The sequence below is a fragment of the Patulibacter americanus DSM 16676 genome (assembly GCF_000420025.1).
Lineage (GTDB): Bacteria > Actinomycetota > Thermoleophilia > Solirubrobacterales > Solirubrobacteraceae > Patulibacter > Patulibacter americanus.
This window is the reverse complement of the sequence record NZ_ATUD01000002.1, coordinates 1-13,124: the sequence shown is the minus strand read 5'-3', so window position 1 is coordinate 13,124 and position 13,124 is coordinate 1. Positions and strand designations below refer to the sequence as shown.

Genomic DNA, 13,124 nt, shown 5'->3' with positions numbered 1-13,124 from the left:
GCGCGCGCAGGTCGTAGACGGTCAGTCCGCCCGCGCCGCCGCCTCGAGCGCGATCCGAACGGCCCGCTCCGGGTCCTCCCAGAAGAACAGGTGTCCGGCGCCCTCGAACGTCTCGAGAACCGCGCCGGGGATCCGCTCGGCCAGGACGAGGCCGTTGGGGTAGGGCAGCATGCGGTCCAGCGTGCCGTGGGCGACGGTGGTCGGCACCCGGATCTCGCCGAGGCGGTCGCGGGCGTCGTGGCGGGCGAGGGCGTGCATCTGCTCCGAGAGCACGCGGAGCGAGACGCGGCTCTGGGCCGAGACCTCGCCGAACTCGGCGTAGGCGTGCGAGTCCTGCGCCGCGAACGCCGGCGAGACGTTGATCTCCCACGCCGCGCGGAGGGCGCGCTCGGCGTCGCGGCTCTGCAGCGCGCGGACGAGGCCCTCCATGTCCTGCGGGTCCGTCCAATGGGCGCCGGGGCCGCCCGGGGTGGTGCAGCCGAGGACGAGGCTGCGGATCCGCTCGGGGTGCTGCAGCGCGAGCTCCTGCGCGGTCATGCCGCCCATGGAGATGCCGAAGACGTCGATGGGCTCGTCCACGCCGAGGGCGTCCAGGGCGAGCTCCTGTGCCTTGGCAAGGTCGCAGATGGTGTACTCGCGACCGCCGGAGCGGGTGGAGCCGGCGACCCCGACGTGGTTGATCGAGATGACGTGCCGACCCGCCTCGACGAGGCCGTCGATCAGGGCGCGACCCCAGTGCAGGTGGGTGCCGCTCATGCCCTGCACGAGCAGCAGCGGGCGGCCGTCGCCGCGTTCCATGACCGTGCGGACCGTGCCGTCGGCCAGCTCGAGCGGCCGGGCCTCGTAGGGGGTCTCGGTCACCGGTGCACCGTCGTTCATCCAATCCCAGAGTAGCCCGGCCACCGCGCCTGAACGCCGTGTGCGCGCAGTCTCTCGCCCGGTCAGGGGGGCGGTTCCGCCCGGTCAGGGGGTGCGTCCTGGGACGCACCGCAGACGCCGCGTCCCGCGTACGGCGGCACGCAGCGCGTGGTCCGGGCGGCGCGGCGACGTACCCCGGCGAGCCCGGCACGCGCCGCCCCGTCGGGAGCGCTGCGACGTGCGGCGTCGACCCGCCCTAGGACTCGGCTTCGACGCCGACCGCGGCGCCGCGCGGGAGCGGCGGCAGCTCGACGGGTGTGGCGTGCAGCGCGCGGGCCTTCACGTCGCGCCACGTCACGCCCTCGCCGAGCATCGCCGGGACGCCGAGGATCAGCGCCGTGCCGACCTCGACGACCTGGAGCACGATGCCGTAGCCCAGGGCGTCGGCGTACCCGACGCCGTATCCGGCGCCGAGCACCGTGACGCACGCCGCCTGGAAGACGCCGAGGTTCGACGGCGTGAGGGGCAGGACCGCGGTGACGTTGACGGCGAAGAGGACGGCGGCGGCGGCGCCAAGCCCCTCGTCGATGCCGAAGGCCCGCAGGAGCAGGAAGCACGAGATCCACTGCAGCGCCCACGCCATCAGCTGGGAGCTGACGGCGACGCTGCCGAGGCGGGGGCTGCGGAACACGCGCAGGCCGTGGCGCAGCGCGTGCGCCCAGCCACGCAGCTTGGCCTGGAACCGGTGCAGCCGGCCGGAGCGCTCGCCCTTGCCCCACCGCACGCGCAGCAGGACGGGGCCGAAGAGCAGGACGAGCAGGAGCGCCGCCGGGGCGATCGCGAGCGTGACGAGCGCGCCGTCATGGCCCTGGAAGAGCCGGATCGAGCTGATCATCACCGTGCCGAGGATGATCAGCGCCAGCACGTTGATGAGCGTCTGGGAGACGAGGGTGCCGAGCACCACGGGCAGCCGCTCGCGGGGCCGGCCGATCCGCCGGGCCATGATCAGCGCACGCGACGGCTCTCCGAGGCGGGCCGGCAGGGTGGCGGACATCATCACGCCGATGGCGGTCGCGCGGAAGGTGTCGAGGCGCGTCATCGTCGCCTCGGGGATCGCGGCGCGCAGGATGGCGTGCCACGAGATCGCCCGGAAGGCCATGGACAGGCTCATCACCGCGAGCGCGAGCAGCACCCACAGGGGGGAGGACTGGACGAGGCTGCGGCCGATGGACTCCAGGCCGATCCGCTGCAGGGCGAGCGCGCCGGCACCGACGGTGGCGACCGCGCCGGCCGCGACGAGGCCGCGGCGGGCCAGCCGCCGGCGGGAGCGTGAGCGCTCGTCGCGGGTCGGCGGCTCCGTCGGCGCGTCGGGGCGCGGCAGCCGGCGGGCGGGGACGGCCGGGCGGCCGTCGGCGGGGAGCAGGCCGCGGCGGACGGCGAAGCGCGCCATCCGGGTCGCGGGCTCCGGCGCCGTCAGGGCGTCCTCGTAGACGGCGGTGACCCGCTGGGCGATGCGCGGCCAGGCGTACTTGTGGGCGGAGCGGGCCGCGGCCTCGCTCATCGTGCGCCGGCGGGCGGGCCGCAGCGCGAGGTCGCGCAGGGCGTGGGCCAGGGCGAGCGCGTCGCCGGGCGGCACGAGCACGCCGTCGCGGCCGGCCGTGACGACGTCGCGGTAGCCGACGATGTCGGAGGCGACGACCGGCACGCCCTGGGCGAACGCCTCCGTCAGCACCATGCCGAAGCTCTCGCCACCGAGCGAGGGCGCGCAGAGGACGTCGCAGGCCGCGAGCTCGCGGTGCTTCGTCTCGTCGTCGACACGGCCGAGCACGCGGACGCCGCGGAGGCGGTCGTCGAGCGCCACGCGCCGGACCTCCTCCTCCTCCGGGCCGATCACGACGAGCTCGACGGGCAGCTGCTCGCGCAGCGCGTCGAAGGCCCGCAGCAGGATCGGCAGGCCCTTGCGCTCGACGGCCTGGCCGACGAAGCCGATCCGCATCGTGCCGGCGGGACGGTCCTCGCGCGCCTGGGAGACGGCCTCCGGGTCGCCGAGGTCGACGCCGTTGGGGATCACCCGGTAGCGGCCGCCGTAGTAGCGCTGACCGGTCCAGGCCGCCGCGTCGGAGACGGCGATGCGCTCGACGAGCCGGTTCAGCCGCAGCCGGGCGCCGGCGGCGACGCCGATGCCGTTCGTGAGGTTGTTGGCCGAGTAGCAGTGGAACGTGCCGACGAGCGGCGCGGCCTCGCAGGAGAGCAGCGTGTCCCAGCCCAGCAGCGGCGCGTGCGGCTCGTGCAGGTGGATGACGTCGTAGCCGCCGGTGTCGAGGGCCTGGCGGAGCCGACGGATCGCGCCGGGGCTGATCGCGAGGTTGGAGACGCCACCGTTGGCGGGGATGCCCACGGTGCGACCGAGCGGCACGAGCCACTCCGGTGGAGTCCGATCCTGGGGTGGCGCACCTCGGTGCATCCGGGCAGCGAGGCGATCGGGCGGATCGAACGGCGCGAGCACCTGGGCGTCGTGCCCCTGCTCCTGCAGTTCCCGCGCGAGCGACTCGATGTGCCGGGCGACGCCTCCGGGATACGTCCACGAGTACGGCGATACCAGCGCAACGCGCATCGAAAGGACAGTACACGCGAACCCGGAAAAGGGAACAGCGCCGTCCCGCACACCGATCCCGCGACGGGTGTGCGCACTCCCCGGAGGATGGGCGCTCGCCCGTGAGCGCGCAGGCGGGGCTCAGCCCGGGGGCGCGGTGTCCGCGGCCCCGGAGGCGTCGTCCGCGCAGTCGGCGGGCGGGGCCGGCGGCGCGGCGTCCGGTTCGCGGTCTCCGCCCCAGGCCGCCCAGACGCCAGCCACGGGGTACGTGCGGTCGACGGCCTCGTTCGTGAGCCCCGTGGGGAACGCCGGGTCCTCGCGCACCGCGTACTGGAACGCGGCCGTGACCCGGGGGTCGTGGTACCAGCGGTCGAGCTGGCGGTTCATGAGCCGGCACTCCGCGCGGAGGGTCGAGGAGCGCTCGTCGCGCTTGCCGCCCGCGCGGGGTGCACCGACCGCGGTCTCCGTGATCCACGCGGGGCGGCCGTCGAGGCACGGTCGGCGGTCGAACTCGCGTAGCCCGGCGGCGACGGGCTCGCCGCGGCCGCTGCGAGGCCGCGCCTCGAGGTACCCGTGGAGGGACAGCACGTCGGCGCGACACAGCACGTCGTCGGGGAGCGCGCGCAGGAACTCGTCCGCAGGCACGGCCCGCTCCGAGGGGGCGGCCCACGCCGCCAGCTCGCCCAGGACCAGGCGGTCCTCCCGGGCGGGCGAGTCGGCCGGGGCCGCCGCCCGCAGGCGGTCGAGCTCCTCGTCCATCGCGACCGCGAGGCGGCCGAACTGCGCGGGCGACGCCGGCTTCGCGTCCGCGTCGCAGGTCGCCCGCTGGGGGTCGAGGAAGTAAGGGGCGTTCGGCTCGTTCCAGGGCGTCCAATCCGCGCCCGGCAGGCCCGCGGTGCGGACGGCTCCCCAGACCGCCGCGACGGCGGCCCGGTAGGCCGGCTCGGCACCGGGGGCCAGGGGGCGGGCGCCCTCGCGAGCCTCGGCCGCGCGGCAGCCCTCGCCGGGCGCGCCCGCCCACGCCGGCATGCCCCAGAAGGTGATGAGCGGGCGGTAGCGGCCGGGGTGCGCGTCCTGCGCGGCCTTCAGGGTCTGCAGGGTCCGCAGCAGGGACGCCGTCCCGGAGCACGGCTTCGCCCCCTCGCGGCCGCAGCCGTCGCCGACGGGGCGCGCCGCGTCGAACGGGGCGCCCTGGTCCGGCTGCAGCAGGTCCCAGCGCACGTCGACCCGCACGAACCGCGGGGCGATGGCGTCCGTGACCGCCTGCGCGGCGGAGAAGCCGGCGACGGGCTGGCCGGGCGGCGTGAGCGCGCCCGCGTCCGTGGTGACGAGGCCGACCGCCAGGGTCGGCTCCCGCAGCGGCGGTCGTTCCGCTCGGCGGTCGGGGCCCGTCGGGGCGGGCGGCGTGGCGGCCTCGCGCGGCGAGACGGCCGTCGAGCGGCCGAGCAGTACGCCGGCACCCAGGAGGACGACGACGAGGGCGCCGAGCAGGACCAGGCGCAGGGTCCGGGAGCGGACGGGAGGCACCGCCGGGACGCTACCGGCGGGCGGCGACGCGCGGGTCGGTGGCCGGACAGCCGGACCGACCAGTCGGTCGCGCGGCGCCGGTGACCGGACGGACCCGTCGGGCGACCGCGCCTGGCGGATCGCCGCCCGTGGGGTCGCCGCGCGAGGTGGGCGGCCGCGAGGGCCGCCCGGGGCGGTCAGACCGCCGAGACCTCTTCCTCGTCCGGCACGCGGAACGAGGAGCCGCAGCCGCAGGCGGCCGTGACGTTGGGGTTCTCGACCTTGAAGCCGGCGCCCGTCATGGCGTCGAGGTAGTCGATCGTCGAGCCCGTGACGTAGGGGAACGACTGGCGGTCGCACAGGACGGTGATCCCGTGCGTGTTGAAGCTCATGTCGCCGTCGCGCTTCTCGTCGAACGCGAGGACGTACTGGAACCCCGAACAGCCGCCGCCGCGCACGCCGACGCGCAGGCCGGCCTCGCCCTCCTGCGGGTTGCTGTCGAGGAACTCGCGGACCTTCTCCGCGCCCTTGTCCGTGATCGTGATCATCGTGCCGTCCTCCGAAGCGTGGGGAGGTTCCCCACAGGTCCAGTACTTCAGGAAGTGTAGCGACCTCGAAGCCCGGCCTGGAAGGCCCAGCTGCGGACCCTCTACTCTTGGACGAATGCCCACCGCCGACGAGATCAAGCAGCGCATCGAGAGCACGATCCCAGAGGCCTCCGCGCAGGTCGACGGCGCCGACGGCGTGCACTTCCAGGCCGTCGTCACGTCCCCCGCGTTCGCCGGCAAGACCCGCGTCGCCCAGCACCGCATGGTGATGGACGTGTTCGCGGGCGAGCTCGGCGGCTCGATCCACGCGATGGCCCTGACCACCAAGACCCCGTCTTGAAGGACACCAGCATGAGCGACAACCAGCTCCGTGACGCGATCGCCGAGGCGATCAAGGAGAACGAGATCATCCTCTTCATGAAGGGCACGCCGGAGCAGCCGGCCTGCGGCTTCTCGGCCCGGACGGTCGGCGTGATGCAGGCGCTCGACGTCTCCTTCGCCAGCGTCGACATCCTGCCCGACCCGCGGATCCGCCAGGAGCTCTCCGCGCTGTCCCAGTGGCCGACCATCCCGCAGCTCTTCGTCGAGGGCGAGCTCGTCGGCGGCTGCGACATCGTGATGGAGATGTACGAGAGCGGCGAGCTCGCGCAGCTCGTCGGCGGCGACAAGGACGCGGACGCCGCCCCGGCGGGCGAGCCGCCCGTCGCCGACTCCGGCCTGCTGCAGCCCGAGAACCGCCTCGGCTGAGGCCTCCGGGCGGCGTCGTGAGCGTGCGGTGACGCCCGCCCGCACCGGCGCTCCCCGCGGGGGACGCCACCTCCCGCCGGCGGCGGCCCTCGGGCTCGCCGCCGCGGGCCTCGCCGTCGTGGCGCTCGCCGCGCCGGCCGTCGTCGCCGCGCCCGCCGCTGCGGCGGCGACGAGTCGCGCCTGCCCCGTCGTCGCCGGCGCGCGCGCCGTCCCCGCGGCCCGCCAGGTACTGGGCCACCGCCTCACGGCCTCCGCCCCCACGCCGGGCGAGGTCGACGCCTACCTCCTCGCCCTCGACGCCGCGTCACCGCGGATCACGACGGTGCTCGCCGGCCGCACGCCGGAGGGCCGCCCCCTGCGCTACGCGCTGCTCGGCGACCCCGACGCGCTGCGTCCCGCCGCGCTCGCGGCGACGTCGGCGGCCGTCCGCGCCGTGCGGGCGGGACGCACCGGCCGCGCCGCCGTCTCCCGCGCCGCCCGCCGGCCCGCGGTCGTCTGGATCGGCGCCGGCGTCCACGCGAACGAGCCGTCGGGGACCACGGCGGCGCTCGCCCTGCTCGCGCGGATGGCCGCGTCGAACGCCTGTGCCGACCGGCGCACCCTGCGCGGGACGCTGGCCGTCGTCGTGCCGGACCAGAACCCGGACGGCCGCGTGCTCGGCACGCGGACGAACGCCGCGGACATCGACCTCAACCGCGACTGGTTCGCCGCGTCGCAGCCCGAGACCCGCGCACGTCTGCGGACGTTGGAGCGGTTCCCGCCGGTGCTGGCGATCGACGCGCACGAGCAGACGGGTGGCGCGTACTTCGCACCGCCCTACGCCTCGCCCGTCGTCGCCGGGCTGCCGCGGGCAATCCGGCGCTTCGCCGACGGCCCCGTCTCCGCGGCGGTGGACGCGGCGCTGCGCCGCGGCGGCCCGGCCGCGGAGCACGGCGGCTACGACCTGCTCTATCCGGGCTACGCGGACTCCGCCACGAGCCTGCTCTACGGCGCCGGCGGGATGACCTTCGAGCAGGGGTCCGATCCGTCGCTCCAGGCCAAGACGGTGCGGCACGAGACGGCGCTGCACGCCGCGCTGGGGGCCGTCGCGCGCCGCCGCGTCGCCGCCGTCCGCGCCTGGGCGAGCGGGTTCGCCGCGGCCGTGCGGAACGGGCGCGCGGGCCGCGGCACGACGGGCGACCGCACCTACGGGTGGGTGTTGCGCACGGACGCCCACGCCGCCGACGCGACCGCCCTCGCCACCCGGCTGCGCGCCACGGGCGTCCGCGTGCGTGCCCTCCGCCGCGCGACGCGGCTGCGGATCGACCCGCTCGGCCCGCCACGCGCGCGCCGCGCGCTCCTGCCCGCGGGGACCCTGGTGGTGCCCGCCGCGCAGCCGCTCGGCCGCTGGGCCGACGTCCTCCTGGGCCGCGACGCCGACGAGGCCGGCCGGGCCTCGGGCGGCTCGGACACCTGGTCCGCGCCCCGCCTGGCGGGGGTGGCCGCGGCCGCGCTGCGCGCGCCCCTCCCGGCCTCCGCCTCGGTGCCGTTCGCGGGCCCGCGGGCGCCGCGGGTCGCCGACGGCGCCACGGTGAGCTTCGCCGCCGACTCCGCCGCGGCCGCGCGCCTGGCGGTCGCGGCGCTGGGCGCCGGTCGGCCGGTCGCGCGCACCCCGGACGGCCGGTTCCGCACCGTCGCCCCGGAGGGGTGGGCGAGGGCGGCCGCGCGCACCGGCGTCGCGGTGCGGGCCGCCACGGGCGCCCCCGACACCGACGCCGGCGCCGTCGCCCTGCGCGCGCCCCGCGTGGCCGTGCTGCCGGACCTGACGCCGCTCATGCAGGGCCCTCCCGCGCTGCTGCCGGTGCGCGACCGCCCCGCCGGCTGGCTGCGCGACGCGCTCCGCGCGGCCGGCGCCGCCCCGCAGACCGTCCTGCCGGACGCGCTGAGCGCCGGCGTCCCCGCCGGCGTCACCCACCTCGTGCTCGGCCCGGGGATCGCCGCCGCCCTGCGGCCCGCGGCGCGCGACGCCGTCGTGGCCTGGGTGCGCGCCGGCGGCACGGCGCTCGTAGTCGACGCGGCGGGCGTCGAGGCCGCGTGGGGCCTCGGGCTCACGCGGGTCGTCGCCGCACCGGCGGCAGGCCGCGCCGCGGTCTCCGTGTCCGCCGTCCCGGGGACGGATGCCGTCGGCCGGACCCTCGGTCCCGACGCCACCGTGGTCGTCGCCGGCCAGCCGCGCCTGCACGCCCCGCCCGGCGCGGCGGTCCCGCTGCGGGCGGCTCGAGGCGCGGCGCTCGCGCCGTCGGGGGCGGTCGGCGCCGCCGACGGCCTGGCGGGACGCCCCCTGGTGGTCGACGAGGCGTTCGGCGCGGGCCACGTCCTCACGCTCGGCTTCTCCCCCGCCTTCCGCCGGCAGAGCGACGGCGGCGAGCGGGTCCTGCTCGGGCTCCTGCTCGCCCCGCGCTGACGCCGACGGATCGGTCGCTAGGCTGGCCGGCATGTCCGTCGCGGTCGTCACCGATTCCACGCACTACCTCCCCCGCGAGCTGGTGACGGAGCACGGGATCCACGAGGTCAGCCTCTACGTGACCCGCGGCGACGACGCGCAGCGCGAGCTCGACATCACCGACCTCGACGCGTTCTACGCGGGGCTGCGCGAGGAGCGCGACCTGCCCTCGACGTCGCAGCCGTCCCCCGGCGACTTCCTCGCGGTCTACGAGCCGCTGCTGGCCGCGGGCCACGGGATCGTCTCGGTCCACCTCGCGGGCGGGATCTCGGGCACCGTCGAGGCCGCGCGCCAGGCCGCCGAGATCGCGGTGGAGAACGCCGGGGGCGGCCGCATCGAGGTCATCGACTCGCGGCTCGCGTGCGGCGCGCTCGGGCTGCCCGTGCTCGCCGCGTCGGCCGCGGCGGCGGGCGGCCAAGACGTCGACGCCGTCGCGGCCCGGGCGCGACAGACGATCGACACGATGCTCGACAAGTTCATCTTCGCCGTGGACACGCTGGAGTACCTGCGGCGCGGCGGCCGCGTCGGCAGCGCCCAGGCGTGGATCGGCGGCGCGCTGAAGATCAAGCCGATCCTCACGCTCAACGGCGAGATCACCCCGATCGAGAAGGTCCGGACCTCGCGCCGCGCGTTCGACCGCATGGTCGCCGTCGCCGAGGCGCTGAAGCAGGACGGCTCGGACGGTTGGTGCGTCCAGCACATCCAGGCGCACGGCGAGGCCCAGCGGCTCGCGGACGCGGCCCAGGAGATCATCGGCACGCCCCCGCTCTTCGTCAGCGAGATCGGCCCGGTCATCGGCGCCCACGTCGGCCCCGGCCTGCTCGGCGTGGGCGGGATCCCGACCACCCTGCTGGAGAGGGGTGCGGGGCCCGCCCCGAGCGTCGCGGGCCCGGCCGCGTAGGACGTCGACGCGGCTCGGCGCACCCGCAAAGGGTGCGGGCCCCGCCGTGTAGACCTGCGGGACGAGAAAGGGCCCGCCGATCGGCGGGCCCTTCGTCGTGCCGGTCCCTACGAGGGGCCGATTGGCCGGGGAGCGCGCCCGGCCCGAGGACCGCTCAGCCGCGGCGCAGGAGGCCGGTGAGGCCGCCGATGCCGCCGGCCAGCACGAAGCCGGCAACGGCCACCGCGATGACGGCGGGCTTCTCGTGCTTGCGGATCTGGGCGCGCCAGTCCGACAGCTCGGCGACGTCGTCGCGCAGCAGCTCGATCGACGAGGTCAGCTCGCGCCGGTGGTCCTCGAGGGACGCCCGGATCTGCTCCGGGGTGCGGGCGGGACTCATCGACGCTCCTTCATCTCGGTGGCGCCCAGCGTCCGCGAGGGACCGTGGGGGGCGGACTCCAGGGCGTTCGACGACCCCTTGCCCGTGTTCTGCACGCTCTCGCGGATCAGCTTGGCCTCGTCGATCGCCATCGTCGGGACGGGCGGGGCGCCCTTCTTGACGAACTTGCGGGCGAGGAGCCCGGCGACGGCCGCGAGCACGAACAGCAGCACGGCCACCACGAGGTAGCCCCAGAAGATGTTGTCGCTGAAGACGACCTGGCCCAGGAAGAAGGCGAGGAAGTGCAGGAAGAACAGCGCGCCCACGGCGACGAACACGCCGGCGGCGATGCCGACGGCGGCCCCGCGGCCGAGCGCGGCCGCCTTCTCGGCGACCTCCGCCTTCGCGAGCTCGATCTCGTCGCGGACGATGTGCTGCGTCCGCTCCGTGACGGTGGCGAGGTTCTCGACGACGGACTTGAGCGACGCCTCGCGGCGCCCGGGATCAACGCTTGGCAAGGGACCGGAGGAGGATCGCGGCCAGCACGCCGCCCGCGAGGGCGACGCCGAGGAGGACCTCGGGACGGTCCTCGGGGACGAGGCCCCAGAGGTTCTTGGCCTGGTTGGTGGACTGCGGAGCGTCCTGCTCCGCGTCCGGGTCGCCCCACGCCGGCGGCAGGTCGGACGCCGGGGGCGTCTTCCAGGCCGGGGGCGCGTCGGAGCCGGAGGCGGCCGTGGCGCCGCCACGGTCACCGGCGGCGCCGGACGCCAGGGGCGTCACGCTCGTGGGGCTGGCGGTCGGCGCGCCGGCGGGCGCGGTGCCCTCCGGCGTCACGGCCGTGAACTCGGTCGTGGGGGGCACGGGCTGCTCCGCGGTCGGGACCCACGGGCGGTCGCCGCCGGTGGATGGGGTCTGGTCGCTCACTCGGGCGGCTCCTCGTTGAAGACCCGGCGCCAGATCATCGCGGCCGCGCGTTGCGCGAGCATGCTGCTGGCGACGCCGAGGCCGGCGATCAGGCCGGACCAGGCCAGTCGTTTGACGAGCTCGTTGTCCATAGGTAGCGATCCTACCCACGCCCACGGCGGGGCATGCGGTCGCACCACCCGTGCCGCCGGACCGGCCGGGCCGGTCAGCGGGCGTCGAGGCCACCGCAGATCGTCTCGACGAGCGTCTTGACCGCGGCGCGGCGGTCCTCGGGCTCCGACGGCATCGTGTCGAAGATCCACGACGTGAGGATCTGCTCGATCCCGCCGTAGAACACGATGCTGGCGAACGCCGGCGGGATGTCGGGCCGCAGCTCCCCGCGCGCCTGCGCCTCCTCCACGATCCGCGCGAGCCCCGCGTGGCCGTCCTGGATCGTCGCCCAGTGCTTGCGGCCGAAGGTGTTCGCCTGCCGGGTGACCTCGACGATCACGACCTGCATGACGTCGGGGTGGCGCCCGTAGCTCTCGACGATGAACGTGGCGACCTTCGCGAGCTTGTCCCGGGCGCTCAGCGACTCGTCCTCCGCGGCCTGGCGGATGACGTCGAGCATGAGGCCCCAGCGCTCGAGGAAGACCTCGTCGAGGATGCCGTCCTTGCTCTTGAAGTAGTGGTAGACGAGCCCGTAGGCCACGCCCGCCTCGTCCGCGATGTCCGACACGCGGCAGTGGTTGAACCCTCGCTCGGCGAAGACGCGGACGGCGGCGTCGAGGATCGCCCGGCGCTTCTCGGCGCTGGCCGCGGTGGTGCGGGCGGCCATCAGGCGCGCTCCCCCGGGCCGGCCGCGGCGGACGCGTCGCCGGTCACGCCCGGAGCGGTCCCTCCGCCGGCGGTCGACGCCTCGGGCGCCGCCGTGTCCCACGCGGCAGCGAGCTCGCCCGCGGGCAGGCCGGCGAGCGCGGCCGCCACGTCGGCGCGGCGCTGGCGCAGCACGGGCAGCCCCTCGCGCACCGCGTCGACCCGGTCCAGGTCGAGGTCGGCGAGGACGACGGCCTCGTCCTGGTCGGGCGCCTCGGCCAGGACGGTCCCCCACGGGTCGACGATCATCGACCGGCCGCCCGAGCGGACCCCGGGCGCATGCTCGCCGTGCTGGTTGGCGGCGAGCACGAAGACGCCGTTCTCGATCGCCCGGGCGCGCAGGAGGATCTCCCAGTGCGCCTGGGTCGTGCGCTCCGTGAACGCCGCCGGGACGGTGATGATCCGCGCGCCGCGCACGGCGAGCGCGCGGTGCAGCTCGGGGAAGCGCAGGTCGTAGCAGACGGTCATGCCGACGCTCGTGCGTGCGTCGTCGGCCAGCGTCGTGGTCACGAGGCCGTCGCCCGCCACCTCGCGGTCGGACTCGCGGTACCGCGTCCCGGCCACGTCGGCGTCGAAGAGGTGCAGCTTGCCGTAGGCCGTCAGCCGGCCGTCCGGGGAGACGTGCAGCGCGGTGTTCTGCTGGCGGCCGTCCTCGCGGCGCAGCGCGACCGAACCGGCGAAGAGGTCGATCCCGAGCTCGACGGCGGTCTCGCGGGCCCAGGTCACCGCCGTCCCGTCCGCGGGCTGGGCGCCGGCCGCGACGTCGTCGTCGCGCCCCAGCACGGACCACTTCTCCGGCAGGAGGACGAGCCGGGCCCCGGCGGCAGCGGCCTCGCGGACCAGGCGGTCGGCCGCCGCCTGGGCGGCGGCGACGTCAGGGGTGGCGAGGAGTTGGACGACGGCGGCGCGCACGGTGCTCCGGGTGTTGACTGACTGGTCAGTCAGTGACTATACCCCCGTCCTCCTACGGGACGGTAAACCACGCCGGGCCCCGTCCCGAGCTTCGCGGGCCGGAGCGCGCACGACGCCGGCGCGGCTCGGGCCACCCGCGAACCACGCCGGGCCCCGTCCCGAGCTTCGCGGGCCGGAGCGCGCACGACGCTGGCGCGGCTCGGGCCACCCGGGAACCACGCCGGGCCCCGTCCCGAGCTTCGCGGGCCGGAGCGCGCACGACGCCGGCGCGGCTCGGGCCACCCGGGAACCACGCCGGGCCCCGTCCCGAGCGTCGCGGGCCGGAGCGCCCGGGGCTACGCGGCCGGGCGGCGGGCGCGCTCCCGCTCGAGCTCGCGGCGCAGGACGTGTCCGTGGACCGCGCCGACGAGCTCGCGCAGCGGGTCCGTGGCGGAGAGCAT

The 13,124-nt window shown here is 76.4% G+C and carries 14 protein-coding genes; 4 read left to right on the top strand and 10 right to left on the bottom strand.

Going from position 1 to position 13,124, the window contains the following annotated elements; genetic code table 11:
- Positions 1 to 21: 21 nt before the first annotated feature.
- From F593_RS22370 to F593_RS0104275, 4 genes are all read right to left on the bottom strand, one after another.
- Complete coding sequence (locus tag F593_RS22370; RefSeq protein WP_022927527.1) at positions 22 to 861, bottom strand: alpha/beta fold hydrolase; 840 nt, start codon at positions 859 to 861, stop codon at positions 22 to 24.
- Positions 862 to 1,114: 253 nt separating this feature from the next.
- The gene (locus F593_RS22365) at positions 1,115 to 3,472 is read right to left on the bottom strand and encodes a lysylphosphatidylglycerol synthase domain-containing protein (RefSeq protein WP_022927526.1); all 2,358 of its coding nucleotides are present in this window, start codon (positions 3,470 to 3,472) and stop codon (positions 1,115 to 1,117) included.
- Between the two features lie 120 nt (positions 3,473 to 3,592).
- The gene (locus F593_RS0104280) at positions 3,593 to 4,978 is read right to left on the bottom strand and encodes a hypothetical protein (RefSeq protein ID WP_022927525.1); all 1,386 of its coding nucleotides are present in this window, start codon (positions 4,976 to 4,978) and stop codon (positions 3,593 to 3,595) included.
- A 176-nt stretch (positions 4,979 to 5,154) separates the two neighbouring features.
- A complete protein-coding gene (locus tag F593_RS0104275; RefSeq protein ID WP_022927524.1) occupies positions 5,155 to 5,505 on the bottom strand; it encodes a HesB/IscA family protein in 351 nt (116 codons plus the stop codon).
- Between the two features lie 115 nt (positions 5,506 to 5,620).
- Between F593_RS0104275 and F593_RS0104270 the strand changes: the two genes are divergently transcribed.
- Genes F593_RS0104270 through F593_RS0104255 form a run of 4 tightly spaced genes read left to right on the top strand, consistent with a single transcriptional unit; the run spans position 5,621 to position 9,635 of the window.
- Positions 5,621 to 5,845, top strand: a complete 225-nt coding sequence (locus tag F593_RS0104270; protein ID WP_028721424.1) for a BolA/IbaG family iron-sulfur metabolism protein — start codon at positions 5,621 to 5,623, stop codon at positions 5,843 to 5,845.
- Between the two features lie 11 nt (positions 5,846 to 5,856).
- Positions 5,857 to 6,252, top strand: a complete 396-nt coding sequence (grxD, locus tag F593_RS0104265) for a Grx4 family monothiol glutaredoxin (protein WP_022927522.1) — start codon at positions 5,857 to 5,859, stop codon at positions 6,250 to 6,252.
- Between the two features lie 28 nt (positions 6,253 to 6,280).
- Positions 6,281 to 8,695, top strand: coding sequence for a M14 family zinc carboxypeptidase (locus tag F593_RS0104260; RefSeq protein WP_022927521.1), 2,415 nt, complete (start codon positions 6,281 to 6,283; stop codon positions 8,693 to 8,695).
- Positions 8,696 to 8,726: 31 nt separating this feature from the next.
- Complete coding sequence (locus tag F593_RS0104255; RefSeq protein ID WP_022927520.1) at positions 8,727 to 9,635, top strand: DegV family protein; 909 nt, start codon at positions 8,727 to 8,729, stop codon at positions 9,633 to 9,635.
- 154 nt (positions 9,636 to 9,789) lie between these two features.
- Here F593_RS0104255 and F593_RS22360 read toward each other — a convergent pair whose 3' ends face one another.
- From F593_RS22360 to F593_RS22350, 6 genes are all read right to left on the bottom strand, one after another.
- Entirely contained in the window at positions 9,790 to 10,014 is a 225-nt protein-coding gene (locus F593_RS22360) for a hypothetical protein (protein WP_022927519.1), read from the bottom strand.
- Complete coding sequence (locus F593_RS27755; RefSeq protein ID WP_022927518.1) at positions 10,011 to 10,511, bottom strand: phage holin family protein; 501 nt, start codon at positions 10,509 to 10,511, stop codon at positions 10,011 to 10,013. Before F593_RS27755 ends, F593_RS22360 begins: the two co-directional genes overlap by 4 nt.
- Positions 10,498 to 10,917 (bottom strand): hypothetical protein, encoded by a 420-nt coding sequence (locus F593_RS29715; RefSeq protein ID WP_022927517.1) that lies wholly within the window; start codon positions 10,915 to 10,917, stop codon positions 10,498 to 10,500. The genes F593_RS27755 and F593_RS29715 overlap by 14 nt, the downstream gene beginning before the upstream one ends.
- The gene (locus F593_RS30760) at positions 10,914 to 11,048 is read right to left on the bottom strand and encodes a hypothetical protein (protein WP_022927516.1); all 135 of its coding nucleotides are present in this window, start codon (positions 11,046 to 11,048) and stop codon (positions 10,914 to 10,916) included. Before F593_RS30760 ends, F593_RS29715 begins: the two co-directional genes overlap by 4 nt.
- 74 nt (positions 11,049 to 11,122) lie before the next feature.
- Positions 11,123 to 11,734, bottom strand: a complete 612-nt coding sequence (locus F593_RS0104230) for a TetR/AcrR family transcriptional regulator (protein ID WP_022927515.1) — start codon at positions 11,732 to 11,734, stop codon at positions 11,123 to 11,125.
- Positions 11,734 to 12,684, bottom strand: a complete 951-nt coding sequence (locus tag F593_RS22350; RefSeq protein WP_022927514.1) for a carbon-nitrogen hydrolase family protein — start codon at positions 12,682 to 12,684, stop codon at positions 11,734 to 11,736. The genes F593_RS0104230 and F593_RS22350 overlap by 1 nt, the downstream gene beginning before the upstream one ends.
- Positions 12,685 to 13,124: the final 440 nt, after the last annotated feature.